The organism is Gordonia sp. (in: high G+C Gram-positive bacteria), assembly GCF_020438995.1.
GTDB lineage: Bacteria > Actinomycetota > Actinomycetes > Mycobacteriales > Mycobacteriaceae > Gordonia.
Map to the genome: position 1 here is coordinate 1 of NZ_JAGQTN010000269.1, position 25,445 is coordinate 25,445.

Below are 25,445 nucleotides of genomic sequence, written 5' to 3' on the forward strand. Positions count from 1 at the left end.
CACCGCCGGACCCCGCGCGAGGTACCGATTTTCGTGATCCAGGAACATCACGCCCGCCGGCTGCACTACGACTTCCGGCTCGAACACGACGGGGTGCTGGTGTCGTGGGCGGTGCCGAAGAATCTGCCGACCGGCCACGATCAGAACCGGCTCGCCGTGCAGACCGAGGACCATCCGCTCGACTACGCGGATTTCTCCGGCGACATCCCGGCCGGCGAATACGGCGGTGGGCACGTCGAGATCTGGGACAGCGGCACGTATGAACTGGAGAAATGGCGCGACAAGGAGATCATCGTCCGGTTGCACGGACGCCGAATCCAGGGCAGATATGTGCTGATCAAGACCGGTGAACGCAATTGGCTGGCGCATCTGATGCACGACGAACCGCGTCCCATCAAGGCCGATCTGCGCGATCCGCGGCCGATGCTGGCCGTCGATGAACCGATCGAGGGTCTGGACGAACGTGATTGGGCGTTCGAGGGGAAGTGGGACGGGTATCGGGTGCTGGTGCGCTCGGTGGGTGGTGAGTTCCGGCTGTCGTCGCGATCGGGCCTGGATCTGACCGCAGAATTTCCCGAGTTGCGCGGCATCGTCCAGGAGTTGGGCCTGCTCGATGTGGTGCTCGACGGTGAGGTTGTGGCGATCGACTCGTCGGGCCGTACCAATTTCACCATTCTGGCCTCGCGCGGTACGACCGCCGAACCGTACCGGCTGCGGTTGCTGCTGTTCGACATTCTGTACCTGAACGGCAAACAACTTCTCGATGTGCCCTGGTCACAGCGTCGGCAACTGCTCGACGAACTCGCGCCGCTGTTCGCGAAATCGCCTTACACGGAGGTGCCCGCACTACTGGAAGGTTCGGGCGCCGACGCCGTCGCCCACAGTCGCGAACACAACTACGAGGGTGTTGTCGCCAAGCTGCGCACCTCCGTCTACCAGCAGGGACGACGGTCGACGCAGTGGCGCAAACACAAGAACTGGAACGACATCGAGGTGGTGATCGGCGGCTGGCGACCGGGTAACGGCAACCGCGCCGACACCATCGGGTCGTTGCTGCTGGGGCTGCCGGAGGCAACCGGTCTGCGATATGTGGGGCGCGTGGGCACCGGCTTCACCGACGCCCAGTTGCGGGCGCTCGCCGACGAACTGGAGCCGCTGCGAATCCGCATGTGCCCGTTCATCGACGCCCTCGACCGGCCTGTCGCATCGACGGCGACGTGGGTTTTGCCCAAGCTGGTCGGTGAGGTGCGGTTCATGGACTGGACGTCGACGGGGCACCTGCGTCATCCCAGTTGGCGGGGTATCCGGCGCGACAAACTGCCCGGCGACCTGTAGCGAGGCAAACCGTGCGTCCATCAATGTGCTTCAGCGAAGTCGGAGGACTAGGGTGTCTGAGATGTTCGTAGTCGCCCACATCAGCGACCTGCATTTCAACGGCTCGGAACACCACCGCAGCCGCGTCGAATCGGTGCTGCACTACATCAATTCCCGCGCCGAAGGCATCGACGCGCTGCTCATCACCGGCGACCTCGTCGACCGTGGGACGGCAGCCGAATACGACGAGGCGTTCGAGACGATTCACAGTCCGTTGCCGACGGTCATCACCATCGGCAATCACGACGACCGCGAACACTACAACGACCGGTTCCGCCACGATCCCAGCCTGGCGCACGCCAATTCGTCGCTCACCGTGAACGGGGTGCAGTTGCTGCTCGTCGACTCATCGATCCCCGGCCGGGCGGGCGGCTACATCGACGACGACGACCTCGACTGGCTCGAAGATCAGTTGCACGACGCCGAACCCGGTACCCCGGCGCTGGTCGCATTCCATCATCCGCCGGTGACCGTGCACATGTCGTACATGGACACGATCCGGCAGACCGGCGAGGAGCGACTCGCCGAACTCGTCGACCGCTACCCGAATATCGTCGCGTTCCTGTGCGGCCACATCCATTCCGCCGCCGTCACCACTTTCGCGGGTCGCCCCCTGTGCGTCGCCCCCGGTGTCTCCTCCACCCTCAACCTGCCGTTCGAGGGATCAGGTGTCCTCAACGAGGGTCAGCCACCGGGCATCGCGTTCCACCTGATCGGCGACGACAACCGCATCGTCACCCACTTCCGCGCCGTCATGGACTGAGCTGTCGCGACCGGAGTGGTTATGTCATGCGTGTACCTCACCGGACCCTTCGTGACCCTCGCTCGTACCTCGCTTCGGCCTCAGGGATCAAGAAGTATGGTCGCCCACATACCTCGCTTCGGCCTCAGGGATCAAGAAGTATGGTCGCCCACACCGCCCCAGGGATCAAGAAGTATGGTCGCCCACACCGCCCCAGGGATCACGATGGATGGTCGCCCGCAACAACGCATCGAACCGCGATGGCCTATCCGCGACCACACTTCTTGATCCCTGAGGCCGATGCGACGAAGGAGCGAGGGTCGCGAAGGGTCCGGTGACATTCCACCATGGCGTCACCACCTCAAAACCGTTGAAACATCAGGTAAGTGAGGCCATTGCCTTGTCAGCGGTGCCCGGCGAGAAGTAGTTGATGACCGGCAGCACGGCGGCCAGCGGGGCGGGGGCGACGGCCTCGGGACGGTGGGTGATCGCCCGGACGATCCAGCGCGCCGCCTCCTCCACGTCAAGAGCGGGAGCTTCGGCATATTCGGCTGTGGGAGCGATCATTTCGGTACGCACCAGCGGGAAGTAAACGTTGGTGGCGCATACCTGCGGGTGTGGCTTCTCCGCGTTCAGGCTGCGTCCGAAAATGCTCAAAGCGTTTTTGGACGCCGCGTACGCCGAGAATCTCGGGAATGTTCCCGACAGCAGACCCCAGGTGCACACATTGACGAACTGCCCCTGCCCACGGTCGATCATCCCAGGCAGCAATCCGAGCGTAAGCTGCACCGGCGCATAGTAATTGAGCTGCATGGTGCGCTGAAAGTCGTGCAGTCGGTCCGTCGAATCAACGATCTTGCGGCGAATGGACCGGCCGGCATTGTTCACCAGCACATCCACCCCGACACCATTGAGATCTTCGACCAGACCGGTGATAGCGGTCTCCTCCGACAGATCGCATACCCGGTAGTCGGCACCGATATACTTTGCAAGCGTGGATAATTCGTCCTCGCGCCGGGCCACCATGATCACCTCGGCCCCGCGACCGGCCAGGTCGATGGCGGCGGCCCGCCCGATCCCGCCGGACGCCCCGGTCACCACCACCCGCAGCCCCGCGACGTCGCGGCCGGGTCCGCCGAAAAGCTCTTCCACCCGGCCGGGCAGCCAGGTCCGGCGCTGCATCGCACCGGCCACCGCCCGACCGAATCGTTCCTGCGCACCCATGATCAATTCCCTCCGTCGGATCCGCCGACGCCGTTGAGTTTGTCGACCTCGGTGAACAGATCGCCGATCGCATAGTTGTCGACGGCCACGAAATTCGGGATCTGACCACGTTCGGTCCGGCACTTGGCCAGTCGCGGCCCCAGAACCGCCGACGAGTTGACGGTATGGGCGTCACGGATACGGCTGGCGAAGTTGCCCAGCCAGTGATTGATCAGGAACAACGGGGCATCGGCGGCACCCCGATTGGGTCGGCAGTTGAAGTCGGCGACCTTCTTGAACTCGTACGGTGTTTCCTGCACCCAGATATCCGACGGCAACACCCACGGGCGCGCAGTCCCTCCGCCGGTGTTCTCATGAATCCACACCAGACGTTTCCCGGAGTCGATCATCTCCTCCAGCGTCGGCCACGGCTGCCCGAGCGTCGGCGTGTACAGCATGTCGTACATCCCGGCCGATTTCAGCAGCGTCTCAACGTCTTCGGGAGTCACCTTGTCCTGCACCATGAATGTGATGACCTCGCGCGGATGATCACGCATCCATTCTTTGACCCGCACCATCAGCGGCAGCCATTCGGTGGAGCCCAACTCGCAGAGTTCGTGGCACAGATAAGGTTTCACCGCACCCACCGGTTCCAGGTCGAACGAGTCGCGCACCCGCAACGCGCTGCGCACCACGTCCTTGCCGTAGGTCCTCTCCGCCGCGGCGAACGCGTCGGCCCGGCTGGCCTGTGTATTGGCCACCGTCGGTGGACGATCCGACATCTGTCCGTACCAGCTGTCTACGAGAAACACCCGCACCCCGTCGCGCAGTTGGCCCATCACCCCGGTGGGCTGTTCGCCGATGAACCAGCCGTTGCCGTCGGCGGCCGACATCGAGTTATGGGTCGACGGGTACGCGACGTCGTTGTACCTGCGGTCGCACAGTTCGCGATGCCCGTTACAGGCTTTGGGGTCGTAGCCCTTCGCGGCGACGATCGCCATGTCGCGGGCCTTGGGCCAGGCCAGATAAGCAACCGACCCGATCACCAGTGACACCACCGCGAGCGCGGCAAGCGGGATGGTGGCCTTCTCCAGGTGCAGCTTTCGCTCGGCGGATCGCAACCAGCTGAGCCCGGCGACGATCAGATCCCTGCCACCCCAGCCGATCAGCGCCAGACCCGCCGCACTGCCGATGATCGCGAGTACCGCCAGCGGGCGCAGTACCGTCAGAATCCCGATAATCGCGATCAACGATCCACGCGCGGCGAGCGCGGTGCGGGTGGCCCGGCGTGGCCGGATCAGCCAGTGCCCCAGATCGATCCATTCCTGCTGGGTGGTGGGGATCGACCGGATGCCGCCCATCGCATGCCCGATCAGCCCGACCACCAGCGCCAGGGCCGCGATGATCCACAACCGACCGTCGATCTCGTGCCAGGCGGCGACGGTCAGCGCGCCCTTGATGTCATCTGTGGGGATGAGCACCGACGCCAGCGTGGCCCCCAGGATCACCCCGACGATGATTCCGCCCAGCCACATGAACGCCCGGCCGAACGTGCGCGAAATCTGTGCCCACGTCTTCTCCCGCAACAGCGCCGACCCCAGCAGCAGTAGCACCGCCAGCATCGGCTGCAGCCAGGCGGTGATCCGCACCCAGTGCACCGTCGACACGATCTGCTTGTCGAAGCCCGACGCCCCGATCTGCGACAGCGTCACATCCATGTCGTCGGGAAGCTTGGCGGCGGCGTCGGGGGCGATGGTCTTGAGCGCGGCGATCGCAACGGCCCCGATGTCGGCGATCCGCAGGACCGGCAGCGCGGTGTCGCCGGTGGTGAACGCACGATGCAGCGGCACCGCCGCCGACCGCACCACCGGACCCGCCGCGGGCGAGGAGATCACCGACGACGACACCGACTCCACCAGCGGACGCAACGCCACCAGATCGGGCGCGGCGTCCAGCAACCTGTCGGACACCGCCAACCCGACGACGCGTGCCACCTCGGGATCCTGGCGCACCGAGTCGACATGCCGGGCGAACCGCTCGGAGTCGATCACCTCACGGTTCAGCAACCCCGCGAACAACCCCAGCACCAGGCATCCGGTGCCGAGCACGAACAAGATCCGGGCCGCGATCACACGCATGCAGCCCATTCAAACACCCGAGACGTCACAAACCCCACCGATAGCCCCCGGCATCGCAATAATTGTCGTGCCGGGGCTCAGCGGTGGGGTTTGTGACGGGAACCTAGAGTGCCTTCAGTTCCTCAATAACACCATTCACCGACTTCTTGGCATCACCGAACAGCATCGAGGTGCCCTCGCCGAAGAACAGCGGGTTGTCGATGCCGGCGTAACCGGAGCTCATCGACCGTTTGAGGACGATCACCGAGCGGGCCTCGTCGACGTTGAGGATCGGCATACCGAAGATCGGCGAACTCGGATCGTTGCGGGCGGCCGGGTTGGTGACGTCGTTGGCGCCGATGACGATGGCCACATCGGTGCGGCTGAACTCGCCATTGATGTCGTCCATCTCCTTCATCGCGTCGTAGGCGACGTCGGCTTCGGCGAGCAGCACGTTCATGTGGCCGGGCATACGGCCGGCAACCGGGTGGATCGCGTACTTGACCTCGACACCCTTGGCTTCGAGCAGCGCGGCCATCTCCTTAACGGCGTGCTGCGCCTGGGCCACGGCCAGACCGTAACCGGGCACGACGATGACCTGGTTGGCGTACGCCATCTGGATGGCGGCGTCGGCGGCCGAGGTGGCCTTGACCGTGCCACCGGCTCCACCTGCACCGCCACCGGCGGTGCCGTCGGGACCGGCACCGAACGATCCGAACACGATGGCCGGGATCGAGCGGTTCATCGCCTTGGCCATCAGGTTGGTCAGGATCGAACCGGATGCGCCGACGATCATGCCGGCCACGATGAGCGCGGTGTTGTCCAGCGCGATACCGGCGGCGGCCGCGGACAGACCGGTCATGGCGTTGAGCAGCGAGATCACCACGGGCATGTCGGCGCCGCCGATCGGCAGCACCACGAACAGACCCATCACACCGGCGGCGATGAGCAGACCCACCATGAACCAGATCGCCGAACCGTCACCGGAAGCGGCCTTGACACCCATGAAGACGGCCAGGACCAGGGAGACGATCAGCAGGATGATGTTGGCCAGCTGGAACAGTTTGGCGTTGCCGACGGAGAACTTCTCCAGGCCCTTCGGCATGATCTCCTGCAGCTTGGTGAACGCCACCAGCGAACCCCAGAACGAGATCGAACCGATGATCGCGGCGATCAGCGAACCGACCACCATCGGCGAGGCGGGCTCCACACCGTGGAACTCCTTGAAGCCGTCGGTCTCGATGAACTCGGCCCACGCGATGAGCGCGACGGTACCGCCGCCCACACCGTTGAACAGCGCCACCAGCTGCGGCATCGCGGTCATCTTGGTCTTGAGTGCCGGCGGGATACCGAGCGCGACACCGATGATCAGGCCGACGGCGATGAGGATCCAGTTGATCGCGGGCACGCTGTCGCGGCCGTGTGCCCCGGCCTCGGCGACGGCGCCCTGATTCCAGACGAACAGCAGCGTGGCGGCCACGGCCAGGCCCATGCCGACGGCGGCGATCCAGTTGCCGCGGACGGCGGTCTTGGGGCCGGTAAGGCCCATCAGGCCGTAGATGAACAGGGAGAACGCCGCAATGTACAGCGCCATCACGACGTACGAGATCGTCTCGCTGGGGTCATGGGTGCCCTGTGCGAGCAGGAGAACGTTGTTCACTTGGCGGCCTCCTTCTTACCCTTGAACATGCCGAGCATGCGGTCGGTGACGGCGAAGCCGCCGATCACGTTGAGCGTGCCGAACACCAGCGCGACGAACGCGATGATGCGCACACCCCAGCCGGCATCGGCCGGGAGCTGGCCGAGCACCACCAGCGCGCCGAGCACGACGATGCCGTGGATGGCGTTGGTACCCGACATCAGCGGGGTGTGCAGGGTGTTGGGAACCTTGGAGATGACGGCGAACCCGACGAACCCGGCCAGGACCAGGATCGCGAGATTCGCCAGAAGCCCGGTGTACATCAGGCGGTGGCCTCCTCACGGGTGACACACGCCGCGGCGAGCACCTCGTCGTCGAAATCGGGGGTGATGGCGCCGTCGTCGCCGAGCATCAGCTCGATCAGGGCCAGCAGGTTCTTGGAGTACAGCTCGCTCGAGTGCTCGGGCATCGTGGCGGGCAGGTTGAGCGGCGAGGCGATGGTCACGTCGTGCTTGACGACGGTCTGCCCCGGCTCGGTCAGTTCGCAGTTGCCACCGGTCTCGCCGGCGAGGTCGACGACGACGCTGCCGGGCTTCATGCCCTCGACGGCCGCGGCGGTCACCAGGCGCGGTGCGGGACGACCCGGCACGAGCGCGGTGGTGATGACGACGTCGAAGCCCTTGATGGCGTCTTCGAGTGCCTGCTGCTGCTGAGCGCGTTCTGCTTCGGTGAGTTCACGGGCGTAACCGCCCTCGCCGGCGGCCTCGATACCGAGGTCGAGCCACTGGGCACCCACGGACCGGACCTGCTCGGCCACCTCGGGCCGCACGTCGTAGCCGGTGGTGCGGGCGCCGAGGCGCTTGGCGGTGGCCAGGGCCTGCAGCCCGGCCACACCCACGCCGAGGACCAGCACGGTGGCCGGCTTGACGGTGCCCGCGGCGGTGGTCAGCATCGGGAAGAACCGCGTCGATTCCTCGGCCGCCAGGATGACGGACTTGTAACCCGACACGTTGCCCTGCGAGCTGAGCGCATCCATCACCTGCGCACGCGAGATACGCGGAATCGCCTCCACCGCGTACGCCTCGACGCCGGCGGCCTTGAGCGCGCCGATCTTGTTGTCGGCGTTGCGCGGGGCGAGGAAGCCGATCAGCTTCTGGCCCGGACGCAGTTTGGCGATCTCGTCGTCGGACGGCGGGGCCACCCGCAGCACGACGTCGGCCGCGTACGGGTCACCGATGGTGGCCCCCGCATCGACATATTGACTGTCCGGGATCAACGCATCGATCCCGGCTCCGGACTCGACGACGACGTCGACGCCCTTGCCCACGAGCGAAGCGACCACCTTGGGGACCAGCGCCACGCGGCGCTCCCCGTCGGCCGTTTCGCGCACGACACCCACACTCATTTTTCTGTCACCTTGTCTGGTTTCACAATCGTCGTCTGATTCACCATCGCCGCTGGTTCACACCCGGCGATCGCATCGACAACCGATGCGTGGAACGACGGAAAAGGGTGATGTCGTCCCGGTCACAAAACTAGCCAAGAACATAGCATGGCCTAAGTGCCACAAGGTAATGCGGTAAGCTACCTCACTTTCGCTTGACGCGAGGGCCTTCGGCACTGTCGGCGGACCGAACAGCTCGCGCGAATACCTGACCGGACACCTGTCCAGAGATTGTTCTAGAACATGTTCTAGTTTCGGGTTACGCTCTACGACATGGCTGGAAGCACAGAGATCCCGCAGACCGTCGCCCTCGCCGACGTTCCCCACTTCACCGACGAGTTCGACGTCGTGGTCGCCGGCCTGGGCATGGCCGGCGGATGCGCCGCCGTCGAAGCCGCGAGCAACGGCGCCCGCGTCCTCGTCCTCGAACGCGCCGCCGTCGCCGGCGGCACCACATCGCTGGCGGGCGGGCACTTCTACCTCGGCGGCGGCACCGCCGTCCAGGAGGCCACCGGGCACGCCGACTCGGCCGAGGAGATGGAGAAGTACCTGACCGCGGTGTCGGCCGACCCCGACCCGGAGAAGATCCACGCCTACTGCCAGGGCAGCGTCGAGCACTTCACCTGGCTCGAAGCGCTCGGCTTCAGCTTCGAACGCAGCTACTACCCCGAAAAGGCCGTCATCCAGCCCCAGACCCAGGGCCTGATGTACACCGGCAACGAGAAGGTGTGGCCGTTCCGCGACATCGCGGTCCCTGCCCCGCGTGGCCACAAGGTGCCCGTGCCCGGCGACACCGGCGGCGCGTCGCTGGTCATCGAACTACTGGTCAAGAAACTCGCCGAACTCGGCGTCGAGATCCGGTACGAGACCGGCGCCCGGCAACTCGTCGTCGATGATGAGGGCCGGGTCGCGGGGATGGCGTGGAAGTCTCCGGAGGCCTCAGGCTTCATCCGCGCCAAGTCGGTCATCATCGCAGCCGGTGGATTCGTCTCCAACTCCGAAATGGTGGCCGAGAACGTCCCCAAGATGGCCGAGAAGTCGTACCCGCTGGGCACCACCTACGACGACGGCCTCGGCCTGCGCATGGGTCTGTCGGTGGGCGCGCAACTGCGCGGCATGGATCAGACCTTCGTCACCGCTCCCATCTATCCGCCCGCCAGCATGGTCATGGGCGTGATCGTCAACAAGAACGGTGACCGATTCGTCACCGAGGATTCCTACCATTCCCGGACATCGGCATTCGTGATGGATCAACCCGATTCGGCGGCATTTCTCGTCATCAACGAATCACATATGAGCCAGCAAAAGAATTATCTGGTGCCACTGATCGACGGCTGGGAAACGGTCGAAGAAATGGAAGAAGGGCTCGGAATTCCGGAAGGAAGGCTGCGCGCCACCATCGACCGCTACAACGAGCACGCCGCCGCCGGCGAGGACCCCGATTTTCACAAGGCCCCCGAGTACCTCGCTCCGCTGACCCAAGGTCCTTGGGCCGCATACAATCTGAGCCTCGGCAAAGCGATCTACGCGGGCTTCACCATGGGCGGAATGGTCACTTCGGTGGACGGACAGGTCCGCCGCGCCGACGGTTCGGTGATCGACGGACTGTACGCGGCAGGTGCCTGCGCGTCGAATATCGCCGAGAACGGCAAGAATTACGCCAGCGGCACCCAGCTCGGTGAAGGATCGTTCTTCGGCCGCCGGGCCGGACGTCACGCCGCGGCAGCCGCGGCGAACTGACCTACTTCCGCCCCCGCAGCGCGGCGGCGAGCTTGGCCAGCGCCACGGCCACCTCGTCCAGCGCTTTGCTGACGGCTTCGACGTTGGCGACCGCGCCGGCACGGACCACGCTCTGCGCATCCGACACAGCCCGGGCGATCGCCGTCGCCGGCAATTCCGGCAGGGCGGGAGGCCCCGATCGGACAGGAACGGGCGGCTGGGCGGGTACCGGAGTGCGAGCAGGTACGGCTGCCTGAGCGGGTTCGGTCACCTCAGGGGGTGCGGATGTCGGCTGGACCTCCGACGCACGGGGCGCGTGATCGTCGGCATCGGGTGCGCGCCTGCGGCCCCCACCCCGGACGGCACGCTCATCCACCCCCGCACCCCGCATCGGTGACTGGGCTTCCGGGGCAGCGTCGTCGGCCGAACGCCGGGCATGATGCCCGGTGGCGGACTGCTTACCCTGTTTCGGCTGCGGCGGGGGAGATACCGGACGCGGTTTCTGCGGCCCTGAACCGGTGTTCGCCGGGCGCGGGAAGGCACCCGACCCGGACGCGGGCGCCTGACGGCCCGGCGGGCGCGGCGCCGGGCCGGTGGCATGCGGCGCAGGCCCACCCGCCTTGGGCTGACCACCGGTCTGCGACGCCCGTGGCGGCGGCTGCTGCTGCCCGGGACCGGACTGCGGTGCCGGCCGGTGCGCGCGGGGCTCGGGCATCAGGTGCCGCCGCCGTTCGAGTCCGTCCATCGACGCGCCCTCGACCACCGGTGGCTCCATGTTCGTCGAACGACGGCCACCGCGATATCCGTCACCCGGAAGCGGCCCCGACGGAGCGCCGGCCGAACCCGCACCGGGCCCACCGGCGCCCGGTCCGGTATTGATCGGCCCGGTGCCGGTAGATCGGCCACCGGCCGGACCACCGCCCGCCTGCCCGTTACCCGAGGCTGCGGCGATGGCGGTCGGTGCGTGCCCGTTGCCGGTCGCATAGAAGTGCGGACCGCCGTGCGCCTCGAAGAACAGACAGTGCGCCCCCGTGAGAGAGCGCGCGCTGCACGGATTGCGCTCGATCAGCGACTGGGCCTGGGTGTCGAAGTCGTTCCACTCGAGCCAGAGTCTGCGATCGGATCGCGGGTGATCGCTGGCGTCGGTGGCGTGGTTACCGGAGTGCCCGACGGCCAGCCGGCAATGCACGAGCCACTGCAGGTCGTTGGCCAGACCGAGCCGGGCGCGCTCTTCGGGGGTGCACACGACCGTCGACCAACACCCGGCACCGTTCATCGAAGAGCTCCCATCACCACGCCTGTCCCAAACCGCCGGCCCCGGCCCCCGTCCGGTCTCCGGACCAACGGCCAGTCTATGGACCTGGCGCAGCAGTCGCCACCACTCGCCCCCTATCAAGTCCCACCGAACCCTGTCCGCATCGGACAGTCGAGAGACCGGACGGTCTACACCGGCGTCCGAACGTCCCGAACGAGTTCATCCCCACCCAGCACGAATACGTGCGAGGCCGCGTCGGATGAGGTGCCCGGATAGTCGAGCCGCACGTGCGATCCCCGGGTCTCGGTGCGGGCCGCCGCGGCCGCGACCACCGCCCGCGCGGCCAGAGTCAGAGCCGCGTCCTCGACCTCCCGCGTGGTGGCGGGCGCACCCGGCCTGCGCGGGGCGGCGTCGAGGATGCCGACCGCCGCGTCGAGCCCGGCGGCGTCGCGGCCCAACGCGGCGTACCTGGTCATCGTGTCCTGCAGGGCGGTGCGGTCGAGTACGCGCGGTACCGGGCCGTCTGCCTCGTCCGCGATTTCCGATATCGACAGGTCACGACGCGAAATCGCGAGCGAGGCCGCTCGGCGACCCACCACAAGGCCCTCGAGAAGGCTGTTGGAGGCGAGCCGGTTGCCTCCGTGCAGGCCCGTACGGGCGACCTCACCGGCCGCGAGCAGACCGGGCACAGATGTGGCACCCGAGGTATCGGTGACGACACCGCCGCACAGATAGTGCGCGCCCGGCACCACCGGAATACGCCCCGACGACGGGTCGACGCCCGATGCCATCAACCCCGCGGTGACCGTCGGGAACCGGACCTCGAATCCGCCGTGCGCCGCGCCGACGCCGGTGACGTCGAGGTAGACGCACGGATGTCCGGTGCGGGCGATGGCCGCATGCACCGCATTGGCGACAACATCCCGGGGTGCGAGGTCGCCGAGCGGATGCACACCGTCGGTGACGGAGTGGCCGTCGACGTCGACGAGCCTGCCGCCCTCACCCCGGACCGCCTCGCTGATCAGCGTGCGCCTGCCTCGATCACCGTCCACGAAAAGCATTGTCGGATGGAACTGGATGAATTCGAGGTCGGCCACCTGCGCGCCCGCTCGCAGCGCCAGGCCGATGCCGTCAGCGGTGGCCCCCGCAGGGTTGGTCGTCGCGGCGTACAGGTGTCCGGCGCCGCCGGTGGCGAGCAGGATCGTCGGTGCGTACACGGCGTGTTCGGCGCCATCGCGCAGGTAACGCACACCGACCGCCCGGCCGCCCGACCGGATCACGTCGGTGGCGATGGCCTCGTCGAGCACCTCAACGAACGAGCCGGGGGTCGGTGAGTGGGAGGTCAGTTCGGTGACGCGACTACCGAGGGCCCGCTGGATGACCGCGCCGGTCGCGTCGCCGCCGGCGTGGATGATGCGCCGCACCGAATGCCCGCCTTCGCGGGTGCGTGACAGCAGTCCGTCGGGGGCGCGGTCAAAGTCCGCACCCCACTGCATCAGTCCCCATACAGCGTCATAGCCGTCGGCGAGGATGGGCCGCGCGGCCACCGGATCGGTCAGCCCGGCCCCAGCGGCCAGCGTGTCCGTCAGGTGCAGGTCGACCGAATCGGCCGGATCCCCGGGGTCGAGCGGGTCCTCGACGGTGACGACGGCGACGCCGCCCTGGGCGTAGAAGGTGGACGTCGACTGTTCAGCGCGGTCGGCCCGCCATGCCGGTCCTTTGTTGAGGATCACGACGCTGCAGCCGGCCTCGGCCGCACGGATCGCCGCGGTCAGTCCTGCGATCCCCGCCCCGACGACCACGAAATCGGCACGATCGCTCTTGCCCGCGGTCATGCTGTCCGGCATGCGGCCTCCTTGATTCTCGAAGTGGGATTCCGGGAGAGGTTTTCGACTTTCAGTCGAAAACCATACGCCGAGAGTGGCCCTTCTCATAGGTGCACGTATGCGCACATATGAGATACTTTCTCGCATGCCCCTGCTGCACAATCACCTCTTCCGCCGGTTGTATGCCGCGCAGGTGGCCTCCCTACTCGGCTCCGGACTCCTCACGGTGGCCCTCGCATTGCTCGCGGCACGCTTGGCCGGTGACGACGCCGGCGTCGTCCTCGGCACCGCGCTGACGATCAAGATGGTCGCCTACGTGGGCATGGCACCGGTCATGCGCGCCGCCTGCGAACGATTCCCGCGCGCCACGGTGCTCATCGGCGCCGACGCCGTGCGACTGGCGATGGTCGCCGCGCTCCCCCTGGTCACGCAGGTGTGGCAGGTCTACGTCCTGGTGTTCGCACTACAGACAGCGTCGGCCACGTTCACCCCTACCTTCACCGCGACGATCCCCACCGTCGTGCCACACCGCGACGACTACACGCGGGCGGTCGCCGCCTCCCGCATCGCCTACGACCTGGAGGCCCTGGCCTCCCCCATGCTCGCGGCGGCACTGCTGTTCACGGTCCCGCCTTCTGGTATATTCCTCGTCGCCGCAACAGGATTCGCGGCCTCGGCCCTGCTCGTCGGCTCGGTCCGCACCGCCCTGGGCACCGCGACCCCGGCTGCCGGCTCCGCACCGTTTCATCGCCGGGCCACCGCAGGACTGCGAATCATGTTTTCGCGCAGCACTTTCCGCGGTCTCATCGCGATCAACCTGTGCTGCGCGGCTGTCACCGCACCGGTGATGGTGTATTCGGTGGTGTACGTCGACACCGAACTCGACCTGGGCGCCGGCGCCCTCGCCCCCCTGCTCGCCGCCTGTGGTGTCGGATCACTGTGCACCGCAATTCTTTTGCCGATGGCCGGCCGCTACATCACACCCCGGTCGACGGCATTGGCCGGGGCGGTCATCGGCTGCGGGGCCCTGCTGGCCACCACCACCGCACACCTGGCGGGCCTGACCTACCCGGCATTGCTCGCGGTCTGGTTCGTCATCGGCATCGCGACATCCCTGATGAACACGTCCGCCCCCAGACTCATCGCCGATCACACCGACGCCGGCAGCGCCGCCGATGTGTTCACCGCCCAGTTCTCCGCATCGCATGCCGCCTTCCTGATCACCTACCCGCTCGCCGGGGTCACCGCCACGCACGGCGCGGCCGGCCCCGCGACCCTGCTGACGGTGGCGCTGACCGGCCTGACCTGCGCCGCACTCGCCTGGCACACCCCCGTCGGCACTCGCGCGGCCCACCAGCGGGCACCCGCCCCCTCGACTGCTTGAATGGGCCATGGCACCGAGCCTGAATCCCCCGAGCCTGAATCACCGTGTCGAACCCGGAACCGAACATCTGCTGGCGGCGACGGAGATGTTCGCGATGCTCGCCGACCCGACCCGCTTAGGCCTGCTCTGGCACCTCACCAACGGCGAAGCCGACGTCACCGCCCTGACCGGCGCCGTCGGCGCATCCCGCACCGCGGTAAGCCAGCACCTGGCCAAACTGCGCTTCACCGGGCTCGTCGACACCCGCAGGGAGGGACGCCGCGTGGTGTACCGGATCCGCGACGGCCACGTCGCCAGGCTGGTCCGCGAAGGCCTCAATCACGCCGACCACCGCATCACCGGGGAACCCGCACACGACTGAAAACCGCTCCTGTGGCAGAAAACCGCACCATCATGAGACCGTACGTACTATCCGGACGGCAGCGCGGGTTAGGGTAACACCGTCATGTGCAACCACAGGAGTCACGAATGAGACGTTTCTGGCCGGCGCTGCTGGCATTGTTCGGCTTCGCCTTCGTCACCGCGGCGATCCTCATCCCTACCGTCCTGGTGTCGCAGCTCCGCGTGGTGCCGCTGGACCTCGACATCACCTCCGACGCCACCACGGTGTCCGCCGACGGCAACGCCGACGACCGCTTCCCGGCCGTCGTCCTCGACCGCTGCTCGCTCACCGCGCCCAAGGTCCGTCAGCTCGACGCCCACCTGACGCAGCAGCGCCGCTCGGTCATCATCGACCCGTCCAGCAAGACCCGTGCCACCGTTCAGTCGGCGCAGACGGTCCGGATCGACCGCGTCCGCGACGCCGATGGCAAAGAGACCGACCTGTCGTTCGCGGCCGCCGGTGAACCCCGCACCTGCAAGGACGGCCTGCTCAGCGCCACCATCGACCGTGTCTCGGTCAACCGCAAGACGTCCGTCCCCGACGGCAAGGTCCACTCGATCCAGTTCGAGGCCCTGCCCGAAGGCGGCAACCTCGACGACGTGTCGGTGGACGTCCCGCGTCAGGGCTTCCAGTACAAGTTCGGCTTCAACGTCAAGAAGCGTCCCTACCTGTACTTCGACACCAACACCCGCACCGACAACCCGGCCAACTTCGTCGGCGAGACCACCCTCAAGGGCGTCAAGGTGTACGAGTTCGTCAGCGAGGTCCCCGAGACCGACCTGTCCGAACTCCCCAACCCGCAGGGCGAGGCCTCCCTTGGCACGCTGCTGACCCAGCCGGCCAGCTGGTGGGGCATCACCGGCCAGGGCATCAAACCGACCGACCCGGTCACGATGCACCGCTACGGCAAGGCCACCCGGCACGTCTTCGTCGAACCCGTCACCGGCACCATCCTCGACGGCAAGGAAGATCAGGAGCAGTACTACCGCTCCCCCGATCAGAGCCAGTCGCTGCCCACCGCGATCCGCGAATTCAAGCTGCACGCTCTCAAAGGCACGTTCAAGTGGGCCGACAGCACCGTCGCACGCCAGGCCGACAAGGCCGACCACTACAAGGGTCTGCTGAAGATGGCCAAGTTCTGGCTGCCGCTGATCCTGGGCATCATCGGTGCGCTCCTGATCCTGGCCTGGTTGTGGCTGTTCCTGCGGGACCGCCGCCGCACCGCCGCCGACGGACCGTCCGGCGACAGCGCCTTCGACTACGAGGGCCCGGGCACCGCCGCCGGCGCCTGGTCGGAACCCGAGCCGTCCACGGAGGCCACCACGGTGATCCCCACCGACGACGCCACGACGGTGATCCCCACCGACGACGACGCCACCACGGTGATTCCGACGACGGAGGACACAAGCTCCACCGCCGGTGTCGGCCCCTGGGACCGCCCCACCGAACAGATCCGGCCCATCGACTCGGGCGACGAACCGGACGATCCCCTCCGCAAACGCTGAGCTGACAACCCCGCTGAGCTGACAACCACTGTGCCCCCACGATCCGATCGTGGGGGCACAGTGCTGTCAGCCCTCCCTCTACCCCTTTGTGCTGCCCACTTCGCCGGTCGAGGCATGCGTGGATGGCAACCAGCCGGGGATGGCAACCAACCGGGAATGCGTGGATGGGGGGCGGGGTCCGGTGAGAAACCACAGAGCCGGTGACCCGAAGGTCACCGGCTCTGTGTTGTTACCGTCTACGCTCGGCTCAGAAGAAGGCCGGCTTGAAGGTGGTGTTCCAGGACTCCTTGAAGCGGTCCTGCCAGTAGTCCCACCAGTGACCACCGTCGGGCGAGATGTGGGTCTTGAGCTTCACACCGGGTACCGCGGCGAGGCGGGCGATGTAGAGCTGGCTGCTGGTGGAGGCGGCGACCTCCAGCGGAACCATCTGCGCGAACTTGACGGCGTCGAAGTTGGCGCTGCCGGGGACGAGGGCCGCGTTGCGGTTACCGACGCCGCTGCCCGACGACACGTACACGTACTTGCCGGCCAGGTTGTTGGCGGTCAGGAACGGGTCGTTGGCGGTCCAGGCGCCGAACGGTGCGATACCCCACATGTTGATGGGGTTGCCGCCCATCTCCATCACCGACACCTGGATGCCCTGGTTGAAGCCGGGCATGGTGACGGTCGGGTAGCCGCTGTAGGAGGCGACGGCCTTGTAGAAGCCGGGGTGCCGCGAGGCCAGGTTGAGCGCCGCGGTGCCGGACATCGACAGACCGGCGACACCGTTGCGACGGTTGTCGCTGTTGTACTTGCGCTTCATGTAGCCGGGCAGTTCACGGGTGAGGAAGGTTTCCCACTTGTTCTTGCCGAGCTTGGGGTCGGTGGTCTGCCAGTCGGTGTAGAAGGAGCCTCCGCCACCGAACGGGATGGCGACGTTGACACCCTTGCCGACCATGTAGCTGTCGACGTTGGTGTTGATGAGCCAGCCGCTGTTGTTGTTGGGGGCGCGCAGGCCGTCGAGCAGGTAGAGCGTGGGCTTGGCCGCCCCGCCGCCACCGCTGATGATGCGGACCGGGACGTTACGTCCCATGGCTGCCGAGTAGACGTACTCGGTGGTGCCGGCCGCGGCGGCCTCGGGTGCGTGGGCGACCACGGCCCCGCTGGTGACTGCGACCGCGGCGACGACACCGGCCACAAGGCGCTTTCTCACGCGCTTGAACATGTACTGATTCCTAACGATTCTGGCCGGGGTGGCCCCGCTCGACGAGGATGTAGTTATACCGGCCGGCCTCGGATTCGAGGTCGGCCGGTCCATCGCATGACACTGTAACGGATCAATAACAGGCCAGCAAAGGGTACGGCCGGGTCAAAGTTGTTCTTTTCGGCAGTTCGGCGCCGGTTTTCGGTGCTTTCGCACGCTTGGGACAAATCCCGCGCGGCGTGTCGACTGCCAGTACCGGCGGGTAATGTCACCGACGGATTCACCGAGCCACCGCCCGGACGAACCACATGCCGCGATGAATGGAGTTCCTCAGTGACGCAGCAGCAGGCCGACGCCGTCGTCGTCGGAGCGGGCCTTGCGGGTTTGGTCGCCACCTACGAGCTGACGAGGGCCGGCCGCAAGGTGATCGTCGTCGATCAGGAGAACCGGAACAATCTCGGCGGTCAGGCCTTCTGGTCGCTGGGCGGGCTGTTCCTGGTCGACAGCCCTGAGCAGCGTCGTCTGGGCATCTCCGATTCGGCCGAGCTGGCGTTGCAGGACTGGATGGGGTCGGCCGGTTTCGACCGTGAGGTGCAGGACTACTGGCCGCGTCAGTGGGCGCGCGCGTACGTCGAGTTCGCCGCGGGCGACAAACGGCAGTATCTACACGATCTGGGGTTGCGGTTCGTGCCGGTGGTCGGCTGGGCCGAACGCGGCGGCGGTTTCGCCGACGGCCACGGCAACTCGGTGCCCCGGTTCCATCTCACCTGGGGCACCGGTCCCGAGGTGGTGCGGATCTTCGCCGAACCGGTGCTGGAGGCCGAGAAACGCGGTCTGGTGGAGTTCCGGTTCCGGCACCGCGTCGACGAGCTGATCGTCTCCGGCGACGCGGCGGTCGGTGTCCGCGGCGCCGTCCTGGCACCGTGCGACGATCTCGACCGCGGCCGGGCGTCGAATCGCGACGTGGTGGGAGACTTCGAGGTGCGGGCGGGTGCGGTGATCGTCACCACCGGCGGCATCGGCCACAATCATGAACTGATCCGCGAGAACTGGCCCACCGAACGCCTCGGCAAGGCACCCGAGCACATGATCTCGGGGGTCCCCGCGCACGTGGACGGCCGGATGCTGGGTATCGCCGAGGACGCGGGCGCGAGCCTGGTCAACCGCGACCGCATGTGGCATTACACCGAGGGCATCCACAACTGGGATCCGATCTGGCCCGATCACGCGATCCGCATCATCCCGGGACCGTCGTCGTTGTGGCTCGACGCCGAGGGCAATCGGCTCACCGCCCCCAACTTCCCCGGTTTCGACACCAATTCGACGATGCGCGAGATCCTCAAGACCGGCCACGACTACTCGTGGTTCGTGCTCACCCGGAGCATCGTCGAAAAGGAGTTCATGCTGTCGGGGTCCGAGCAGAATCCGGACGTCACCAGCAAGGACTTGAAGATCCTCGCCCGCAGCCGGGTATCCAAGGGCGCACCGGGCCCGGTCGACGCGTTCACCAGACACGGCGTCGATTTCGTCGTCGCCGACGACCTGCCCGCGCTGGTGGCCGGCATGAACAAGATCGCCCGCGGCCCCGCGCTCGACCTGGCCCATATCGAACGCGTCATCTCCGCCCGGGACGCGCAGATCGACAACAAGTTCTCCAAGGACGCGCAGATCATGGCGATGACCAATGCGCGTCAGTATCTCGGGGACAAGGTGGTGCGGGTGGCCAAGCCGCACAAGCTGCTCGACCCGGCACACGGCCCGCTGATCGCGGTACGCCTGAACATCCTGACCCGCAAGACCCTCGGCGGTCTGGAAACCGATCTCGACGCGGCAGTGATGCGCCCGGACGGTTCCCGGTTCGACGGCCTGTACGCGGCAGGTGAGGTGGCCGGTTTCGGTGGTGGCGGCGTGCACGGTTACAACGCTCTGGAGGGCACATTCCTGGGCGGCTGCATCTTCTCCGGCCGGGCTGCGGGACGGGCCGTCGCCCGGGGCTGATCGCTCCCGGAGTCAGGCTAGGCGCGCCTTCATGGAAACGAACGCGTCGCCACACTAACGTGGATCAACGTGACAACTCCGCAGACGATCCTGACCCGAAAGACCAAGGCCGCGATCTTCCTTGTCGCAACCATCAACGAAGGCGCCGAGCAGACCGTCCACGATTTCCTCCCCGAGCTGGGTGGTCTGACGAGTTCGGTGTCCTCTCGTGCACCGGAGGCCGCGCTCGCAGCGATCGTCGGGATCGGCGCCGACGCCTGGGGCCGGTTGTTCGACGCGCCGCGCCCGTCGTCGTTGCGGCGGTTCACACCGCTGTCGGGCCCGGTGCACAGCGCACCCGCCACGCCGGGTGATCTGCTGCTGCACATCAAGGCCGACCAGATGGATCAGTGTTTCGAGGTGGGCCGGCTGATCACCGAAGCTCTGGGCGATGCGATCACCGTCGTCGACGAGGTGCACGGTTTCCGCTATTTCGATCTGCGCGACCTGATCGGTTTCGTCGACGGCACAGAGAATCCGACGGGACAAGACGCTATCGACACCATCACCACGACCGACGACGACGGTTACGCGGGCGGCAGTTATGTCGCGATTCAGCGGTACGTCACCGATTTCGGGGCGTGGCGGGCACTGAGCACCGAGGAGCAGGAGGCGGCCATCGGTCGTTCCAAGGCCGACAACATCGAGATGTCCGACGATGTGAAACCCACCAATTCACATATCGCGCTGAATGTGATCACCGACGACGACGGCAATGAACTCGACATCGTCCGCGACAACATGCCGTACGGAGATGTATCGGGAACCGGCGAGTCGGGTACATACTTCATCGCCTATTCGGCTACCCCTGACATCACAGAACGTATGCTGCGCAACATGTTCCTGGGCGATCCACCCGGAAACCACGACAGACTGCTGGATTTCACCACCGCGGTGACGGGTGCGCAGTTCTTCGCACCGACCGTCGAATTCCTCGACACCCCACCACCGCTTCCCGATACCGATACCGCACCCCGAACACCGCCGTCACGGCCGTCCAACGGCTCACTGGGCATCGGCTCACTTCGCTGATCACCTCACAGACTGACCACATCACTCCAGAGAGGGAGAACCAATGAACAATCTGCATCGCGAACTCGCCCCCATTTCCGAAAGCGCGTGGCAAGAAATCGAGGACGAGGCCACCCGGTCGTTCAAACGCAACAGTGCCGGCCGGCGTCTGGTCGATGTGAATGGTCCGCTGGGTCTGGACACCGCGTCGGTGACGCTCGGCAGCCGCGCCAAGATCGACTCCCCCGCCGACGGCATCTCCGCTTTCCTGCGCCAGACGCAGCCACTCGTCGAGTTGAAGGTGCCGTTCGCGGTGACGCGCGAGGCCATCGACAATGTCGATCGCGGTGCCAAGGATTCAGATTGGGATCCGGTGCGTGATGCGGCCGCACAACTCGCGCTTGCCGAGGACCGGGCGATCTTCGAAGGTTATGAGTCGGCCGGCATCACCGGTATCGGCAGCCGGGCTGCCTCGCATGCGATGGCCCTGCCCGAGGACGTCCGCGACTACCCGGAGGCGATCAGCCAGGCCCTGAACCAGTTGCGCCTGGAATCGGTCGACGGCCCGTACTCGCTGGCCCTGTCGGCCGACCTGTACTCGCAGGTCGCCGAGACCTCCAACCACGGTTACCCGATCCGCCAGCACATCCAGCGCATCCTCGACGGCGAGATCGTGTGGGCGCCGGCGATCGAGGGCGCGTACCTGATCAGCACCCGCGGCGGCGACTTCGAGCTGACCATCGGCCAGGACGTGTCGATCGGTTACGACTCGCACGACGGCGATTCGGTGAACCTCTATTTCCAGGAGTCGTTCACCTTCCTGACCTACTCTCCCGAGGCCGTCATCCCCCTCACCATCCCGTAGCGGCGAGCCCGGCATTTCGGGCGCGAAATCCGTTCGCGCCGTTATTCACTCGCACTGAGTCGGAGCCGGTTGCTAGCGTGGTCGGGTGCCCCAGGTCTGCCGCCCATGTTGATCCGACTCGTCCGAACCTATCTCCCGCCGTACACCAACAACCTCGTCGCTGTCGTGCTGTTCCAGTTCGTCGCGACGGGCGCGATGCTGTATCTGCCCACGCTCAACGCCGACATCATCGACGGTGGTGTGGCCAACGGCGACACCGGCTACATCCTGCGGGTGGGCGGCGTCATGCTCGTGGTCACGGTGTTGCAGGTGTGCACGACGATCGCCGCGCAGTTCTTCGGGGCGCGTGGCGCGCTCGGCATCGGCCGCGACATCCGGCACGACCTGCTGCACACCGTCGACGGCTTCTCGGCGCGTGAGGTGGGCCGGTTCGGTGCGCCGTCGCTGATCACCCGCACCACCAACGACGTCCAGCAGGTGCAGATGCTGATCGTGATGGCCGCGGCGATCCTCGTGTCGGCGCCCATCATGTGTGTGGGCGGCATCGTGATGGGCGTGCACGTGGCCTCTGGGCTGGCGTGGGTGCTGGTGGTGGCCGTGCCCATCCTGGGCGGGGCGATGGCGGTGCTGATCAGCAAGATGGTGCCGGGTTTCCGGGCGATGCAGGACAAACTCGATGCCATCAACCGGGTGCTGCGCGAGCAGATCACCGGCATCCGGGTGGTGCGGGCGTTCGTCCGCGAACGCTACGAGACCGACCGGTTCGCCGTCGCCAACGACGAACTGTCGGCGGCCACGCTGCGCGTCGGCAAGATGATGGCGCTGATGTTCCCGGTGATCCTGCTGGTCTCCAACGTGACCATTGTCGCCATCATCTGGTTCGGCGGGCACCGCGTCGACGACGGCCACCTCGAGATCGGGGCGCTGACGGCGATGATGTCGTACGTCATGCAGATCATGATGTCGGTGATGATGGCCTCGTTCCTGGCGATGATGGCCCCGCGCGCCGCGGTGTGCGCCGAACGCATCCTGGAGGTGCTGGACACCGAGTCGTCGGTGCACGCTCCCGACGCACCGATCGGCTTTTCCGCGGACCCGGCGACAGCGGAGTTCTCCGGCGCCGAGTTCCGCTATCCGGGTGCCGATTCGCCTGTGCTGAGCGATATCTCGTTCCGGATCACCCCGGGCACCACCACCGCGATCGTCGGCTCCACCGGCGCGGGCAAGACCACCCTGCTCAGCCTGATCCCACGGCTCATCGATGTCACCGACGGTTCGGTGTCGGTGGGCGGCACCGATGTCCGCCGGCTCGACCCCGACAAGCTGCGGGAGGTGATCGGGCTGGTCCCGCAGCGACCGTATCTGTTCTCCGGCACCGTCGCGAGCAACCTGCGCTACGGCAAATCCGACGCCACGGACGAACAGATCTGGGAGGCACTTCAGATCGCGCAGGCCGCCGATTTCGTGTCCGCGATGCCGCAGGGTATCGACACCCCGATCGCGCAGGGCGGCACCACCGTCTCGGGTGGTCAACGGCAGCGACTGGCGATCGCCCGGGCCCTCATCCGCCGCCCGGCGATCTACCTGTTCGACGACTCGTTCTCGGCCCTCGACCTGACCACCGACGCCCGGCTGCGTGCGGCACTGGCCCCGGTCACCCGCGATGCTGCAGTTGTGGTTGTGGCGCAACGTATTTCGACGATCACCGAAGCCGATCAGATCGTCGTCCTCGAACACGGACGGATCACCGGCATCGGCACCCACGACGAATTGCTGGCGTCGTGCCCCACGTACGCCGAGATCGCCGAATCCCAACGCGCCGTGGAGGATGTCGCATGACCCGCCCAGGAATGCAAATGGGTAACGTGCCCGGCGACAAGGCGCGCTCGTTCGGTCCGTCGATCAAACGGATCGTGCGGCTGTTGTCTGAGTACCGGGTACTGATGCCGACGATCCTGCTGGCGCTGACCGCGTCGGTGATCTTGCAGTCAATCGCGCCGCGGGTACTCGGGCACGCCACCGATCTCGTGTTCAACGGCGTTATCGGAAAAGTCCTGCCTGCCGGGCAGACCAAGGCCGAGGCGGTCGCCGGGCTACGCGAGAAGGGTCAGGACACATTCGCCGACATGGTGTCGTCGATGGACGTGATCCCCGGTACCGGAATCGATTTCGGCGACGTGGGACGCGTCCTGCTGATCGTGCTGGCGTTGTACGTCGTATCGATGACACTGGCGTGGCTGGCGTCGTATCTGCTCAATATCGTCGTGGTGGCCACGATCCGGCGCCTGCGCGCCGACGTCGAGGCCAAGATCCATCGACTACCATTGCGCTACTACGACTCTCAACCGCGCGGTGATCTACTCAGCCGCGTCACCAACGATCTGGACAATCTGTCGCAGAGTATGCAGCAGACCATTTCGCAGCTCCTCAACTCGGTGCTGATGGTGATCGCCCTGCTCGTGATGATGGTGGTCATCTCCCCGCTGCTGGCGCTCATCGCGATCGTGACGGTGCCCTTGGCTATCGGCGCGACCGCGATCATCGCGAAAAGGTCCAAGCCGCATTTCATTTCGCAGTGGAGTTCGACGGGCAAGCTGAACGCGCAAGTGGAGGAGGCGTTCACCGGCCACGAACTGGTCAAGGCGTTCGGCCGCCAGCGTGAGGTGGAGCAGGTCTTCGACGAACGAAATCAGAAACTGTACGAATCGAGTTGGCGGGCCCAGTTCATCTCCGGTGTCACCATGCCGGTGATCATGTTCCTGGGCAACCTGAACTATGTGGCGGTTGCGGTCGTCGGCGGTCTGCGGGTGGCGTCGGGTTCGCTGAGTCTTGGTGAGGTGCAGGCGTTCATCCAGTATTCGCGGCAGTTCTCCCAGCCGCTCACCCAGATCGGGTCGATGGTCAATCTGCTGCAGAGCGGGGTGGCCTCTGCCGAACGCATCTTCGACATTCTCGACGCCGCCGAGGAATCCCCCGATCCCGTGCAGCCACGGTCCCCTCTCGATGATCACGGGCTCATCGAATTCAACGATGTCTCGTTCCGGTACGCCGTGGAAAAGCCGCTCATCGAGGACCTTTCGCTGGTGGCGCGGCCGGGGCAGATGGTCGCGATCGTCGGACCCACCGGCGCGGGCAAGACCACGCTGGTCAACCTGATCATGCGCTTCTACGACGTCGACACCGGCACCATCAGCGTCGACGGCCTCGACTCACGCCTGATGACGCGTGCCGACCTTCGCGAACGTACCGGCATGGTGTTGCAGGACTCCTGGCTGTTCGGCGGCACCATCTACGACAACATCGCCTACGGCGACCCCACCGCATCCCGCGAGGAGGTCATCGCGGCGGCCACCCTCAGTCACGTCGACGCGTTCGTGCGGCATCTGCCCGACGGCTACGACACCGTCCTCGACGACGAGGGCGGCGGCGTGAGTGCCGGTGAGCGCCAGCTCATCACGATCGCGCGGGCGTTCCTGGCCAAACCGACCATCCTGATTCTCGACGAGGCCACCAGTTCCGTCGACACCCGAACCGAACTGCTCATCCAGAAGGCGATGGCCCGGCTGCGTACCGACCGCACCAGTTTCGTGATCGCCCACCGCCTTTCGACGATCCGCGACGCCGACATCATCGTCGTGATGGAAGACGGCCGCATCGTCGAGCAGGGCTCCCACAAGCAACTCCTGGCCACCCGCGGCGCCTACTACCGCCTCTACAACAGTCAGTTCGCCGGCGCCATCGAATCCGAATAGCAGTAGG

General features: G+C 66.4%; 19 protein-coding genes. 11 read left to right on the forward strand and 8 right to left on the reverse strand.

What is annotated here, in order from left to right; all coding sequences use genetic code 11:
* Nucleotides 1-1,335, forward strand: a 1,335-nt coding sequence (ligD, locus tag KDB67_RS18750; protein WP_291019043.1) for a non-homologous end-joining DNA ligase, incomplete at its 5' end; no start/stop codon positions are given.
* Nucleotides 1,336-1,396: 61 nt separating this feature from the next.
* Complete coding sequence (locus KDB67_RS18755; RefSeq protein ID WP_291019045.1) at nucleotides 1,397-2,137, forward strand: metallophosphoesterase; 741 nt, start codon at nucleotides 1,397-1,399, stop codon at nucleotides 2,135-2,137.
* A 357-nt stretch (nucleotides 2,138-2,494) separates the two neighbouring features.
* On the opposite strand, the gene KDB67_RS18760 is transcribed toward KDB67_RS18755, so the two are convergent.
* From KDB67_RS18760 to KDB67_RS18780, 5 genes are all read right to left on the reverse strand, one after another.
* Entirely contained in the window at nucleotides 2,495-3,340 is an 846-nt protein-coding gene (locus tag KDB67_RS18760) for an SDR family NAD(P)-dependent oxidoreductase (protein ID WP_291019047.1), read from the reverse strand.
* Between the two features lie 2 nt (nucleotides 3,341-3,342).
* Nucleotides 3,343-5,457, reverse strand: coding sequence for a hypothetical protein (locus KDB67_RS18765; protein ID WP_291019049.1), 2,115 nt, complete (start codon nucleotides 5,455-5,457; stop codon nucleotides 3,343-3,345).
* A 103-nt stretch (nucleotides 5,458-5,560) separates the two neighbouring features.
* A complete protein-coding gene (locus KDB67_RS18770; RefSeq protein WP_333716778.1) occupies nucleotides 5,561-7,030 on the reverse strand; it encodes an NAD(P)(+) transhydrogenase (Re/Si-specific) subunit beta in 1,470 nt (489 codons plus the stop codon).
* A 62-nt stretch (nucleotides 7,031-7,092) separates the two neighbouring features.
* Nucleotides 7,093-7,398 carry an NAD(P) transhydrogenase subunit alpha gene (locus KDB67_RS18775; RefSeq protein WP_005188973.1) on the reverse strand — a complete coding sequence of 102 codons (306 nt, stop codon included), beginning with the start codon at nucleotides 7,396-7,398 and terminating at the stop codon, nucleotides 7,093-7,095.
* On the reverse strand, nucleotides 7,398-8,480 hold the full coding sequence (locus KDB67_RS18780; RefSeq protein ID WP_291019062.1) for a Re/Si-specific NAD(P)(+) transhydrogenase subunit alpha: 1,083 nt from the start codon (nucleotides 8,478-8,480) through the stop codon (nucleotides 7,398-7,400). Before KDB67_RS18780 ends, KDB67_RS18775 begins: the two co-directional genes overlap by 1 nt.
* Nucleotides 8,481-8,792: 312 nt before the next feature.
* Here KDB67_RS18780 and KDB67_RS18785 point away from each other — a divergent pair, with 312 nt between their 5' ends.
* On the forward strand, nucleotides 8,793-10,259 hold the full coding sequence (locus tag KDB67_RS18785) for an FAD-binding protein (RefSeq protein WP_291019070.1): 1,467 nt from the start codon (nucleotides 8,793-8,795) through the stop codon (nucleotides 10,257-10,259).
* 1 nt (nucleotide 10,260) lies between these two features.
* Here the strand turns inward: KDB67_RS18785 and KDB67_RS22425 are convergent, their stop codons facing one another.
* Complete coding sequence (locus tag KDB67_RS22425; RefSeq protein WP_324388044.1) at nucleotides 10,261-11,514, reverse strand: hypothetical protein; 1,254 nt, start codon at nucleotides 11,512-11,514, stop codon at nucleotides 10,261-10,263.
* 167 nt (nucleotides 11,515-11,681) lie between these two features.
* Entirely contained in the window at nucleotides 11,682-13,340 is a 1,659-nt protein-coding gene (nadB, locus tag KDB67_RS18795; protein WP_291019072.1) for an L-aspartate oxidase, read from the reverse strand.
* Between the two features lie 124 nt (nucleotides 13,341-13,464).
* Between nadB and KDB67_RS18800 the strand changes: the two genes are divergently transcribed.
* The 3 genes from KDB67_RS18800 to KDB67_RS18810 all read left to right on the forward strand — a co-directional run bounded on the left by KDB67_RS18800 (nucleotide 13,465) and on the right by KDB67_RS18810 (nucleotide 16,590).
* The gene (locus KDB67_RS18800; protein WP_291019078.1) at nucleotides 13,465-14,703 is read left to right on the forward strand and encodes an MFS transporter; all 1,239 of its coding nucleotides are present in this window, start codon (nucleotides 13,465-13,467) and stop codon (nucleotides 14,701-14,703) included.
* Nucleotides 14,704-14,710: 7 nt separating this feature from the next.
* Nucleotides 14,711-15,064 carry a metalloregulator ArsR/SmtB family transcription factor gene (locus KDB67_RS18805; protein WP_291019104.1) on the forward strand — a complete coding sequence of 118 codons (354 nt, stop codon included), beginning with the start codon at nucleotides 14,711-14,713 and terminating at the stop codon, nucleotides 15,062-15,064.
* Nucleotides 15,065-15,171: 107 nt separating this feature from the next.
* A complete protein-coding gene (locus KDB67_RS18810; protein WP_291019115.1) occupies nucleotides 15,172-16,590 on the forward strand; it encodes a DUF3068 domain-containing protein in 1,419 nt (472 codons plus the stop codon).
* A 247-nt stretch (nucleotides 16,591-16,837) separates the two neighbouring features.
* On the opposite strand, the gene KDB67_RS18815 is transcribed toward KDB67_RS18810, so the two are convergent.
* Nucleotides 16,838-17,794: an alpha/beta hydrolase family protein gene (locus KDB67_RS18815; protein WP_291019121.1), complete on the reverse strand. Its 957-nt coding sequence runs from the start codon at nucleotides 17,792-17,794 to the stop codon at nucleotides 16,838-16,840.
* 312 nt (nucleotides 17,795-18,106) lie between these two features.
* Here KDB67_RS18815 and KDB67_RS18820 point away from each other — a divergent pair, with 312 nt between their 5' ends.
* The 5 genes from KDB67_RS18820 to KDB67_RS18840 all read left to right on the forward strand — a co-directional run bounded on the left by KDB67_RS18820 (nucleotide 18,107) and on the right by KDB67_RS18840 (nucleotide 25,438).
* Entirely contained in the window at nucleotides 18,107-19,771 is a 1,665-nt protein-coding gene (locus KDB67_RS18820) for an FAD-binding dehydrogenase (protein WP_291019126.1), read from the forward strand.
* A gap of 69 nt (nucleotides 19,772-19,840) precedes the next feature.
* Nucleotides 19,841-20,842, forward strand: a complete 1,002-nt coding sequence (locus KDB67_RS18825; RefSeq protein ID WP_291019128.1) for a Dyp-type peroxidase — start codon at nucleotides 19,841-19,843, stop codon at nucleotides 20,840-20,842.
* 43 nt (nucleotides 20,843-20,885) lie between these two features.
* Nucleotides 20,886-21,686 (forward strand): family 1 encapsulin nanocompartment shell protein, encoded by an 801-nt coding sequence (locus KDB67_RS18830; RefSeq protein WP_291019130.1) that lies wholly within the window; start codon nucleotides 20,886-20,888, stop codon nucleotides 21,684-21,686.
* Between the two features lie 105 nt (nucleotides 21,687-21,791).
* Nucleotides 21,792-23,525: an ABC transporter ATP-binding protein gene (locus KDB67_RS18835; protein ID WP_291019132.1), complete on the forward strand. Its 1,734-nt coding sequence runs from the start codon at nucleotides 21,792-21,794 to the stop codon at nucleotides 23,523-23,525.
* The gene (locus KDB67_RS18840; RefSeq protein WP_291019134.1) at nucleotides 23,522-25,438 is read left to right on the forward strand and encodes an ABC transporter ATP-binding protein; all 1,917 of its coding nucleotides are present in this window, start codon (nucleotides 23,522-23,524) and stop codon (nucleotides 25,436-25,438) included. Before KDB67_RS18835 ends, KDB67_RS18840 begins: the two co-directional genes overlap by 4 nt.
* Nucleotides 25,439-25,445: the final 7 nt, after the last annotated feature.

Excerpts from the sequence above, each read along its gene's own strand:
- KDB67_RS18780 (WP_291019062.1), bottom strand. The coding sequence starts at position 8,480 with ATGAGTGTGGGTGTCGTGCGCGAAACGGCCGACGGGGAGCGCCGCGTG.
- KDB67_RS18765 (WP_291019049.1), bottom strand. The coding sequence starts at position 5,457 with ATGCGTGTGATCGCGGCCCGGATCTTGTTCGTGCTCGGCACCGGATGC.
- KDB67_RS18830 (WP_291019130.1), top strand. The coding sequence starts at position 20,886 with ATGAACAATCTGCATCGCGAACTCGCCCCCATTTCCGAAAGCGCGTGG.
- KDB67_RS18770 (WP_333716778.1), bottom strand. The coding sequence starts at position 7,030 with ATGGCGCTGTACATTGCGGCGTTCTCCCTGTTCATCTACGGCCTGATG.
- KDB67_RS18760 (WP_291019047.1), bottom strand. The coding sequence starts at position 3,340 with ATGGGTGCGCAGGAACGATTCGGTCGGGCGGTGGCCGGTGCGATGCAG.
- KDB67_RS18835 (WP_291019132.1), top strand. The coding sequence starts at position 21,792 with ATGTTGATCCGACTCGTCCGAACCTATCTCCCGCCGTACACCAACAAC.
- KDB67_RS18800 (WP_291019078.1), top strand. The coding sequence starts at position 13,465 with ATGCCCCTGCTGCACAATCACCTCTTCCGCCGGTTGTATGCCGCGCAG.
- KDB67_RS18805 (WP_291019104.1), top strand. The coding sequence starts at position 14,711 with ATGGCACCGAGCCTGAATCCCCCGAGCCTGAATCACCGTGTCGAACCC.
- KDB67_RS18755 (WP_291019045.1), top strand. The coding sequence starts at position 1,397 with ATGTTCGTAGTCGCCCACATCAGCGACCTGCATTTCAACGGCTCGGAA.
- nadB (WP_291019072.1), bottom strand. The coding sequence starts at position 13,340 with ATGCCGGACAGCATGACCGCGGGCAAGAGCGATCGTGCCGATTTCGTG.
- KDB67_RS18815 (WP_291019121.1), bottom strand. The coding sequence starts at position 17,794 with ATGTTCAAGCGCGTGAGAAAGCGCCTTGTGGCCGGTGTCGTCGCCGCG.
- KDB67_RS18785 (WP_291019070.1), top strand. The coding sequence starts at position 8,793 with ATGGCTGGAAGCACAGAGATCCCGCAGACCGTCGCCCTCGCCGACGTT.
- KDB67_RS18775 (WP_005188973.1), bottom strand. The coding sequence starts at position 7,398 with ATGTACACCGGGCTTCTGGCGAATCTCGCGATCCTGGTCCTGGCCGGG.
- KDB67_RS22425 (WP_324388044.1), bottom strand. The coding sequence starts at position 11,514 with ATGAACGGTGCCGGGTGTTGGTCGACGGTCGTGTGCACCCCCGAAGAG.
- KDB67_RS18810 (WP_291019115.1), top strand. The coding sequence starts at position 15,172 with ATGAGACGTTTCTGGCCGGCGCTGCTGGCATTGTTCGGCTTCGCCTTC.
- KDB67_RS18840 (WP_291019134.1), top strand. The coding sequence starts at position 23,522 with ATGACCCGCCCAGGAATGCAAATGGGTAACGTGCCCGGCGACAAGGCG.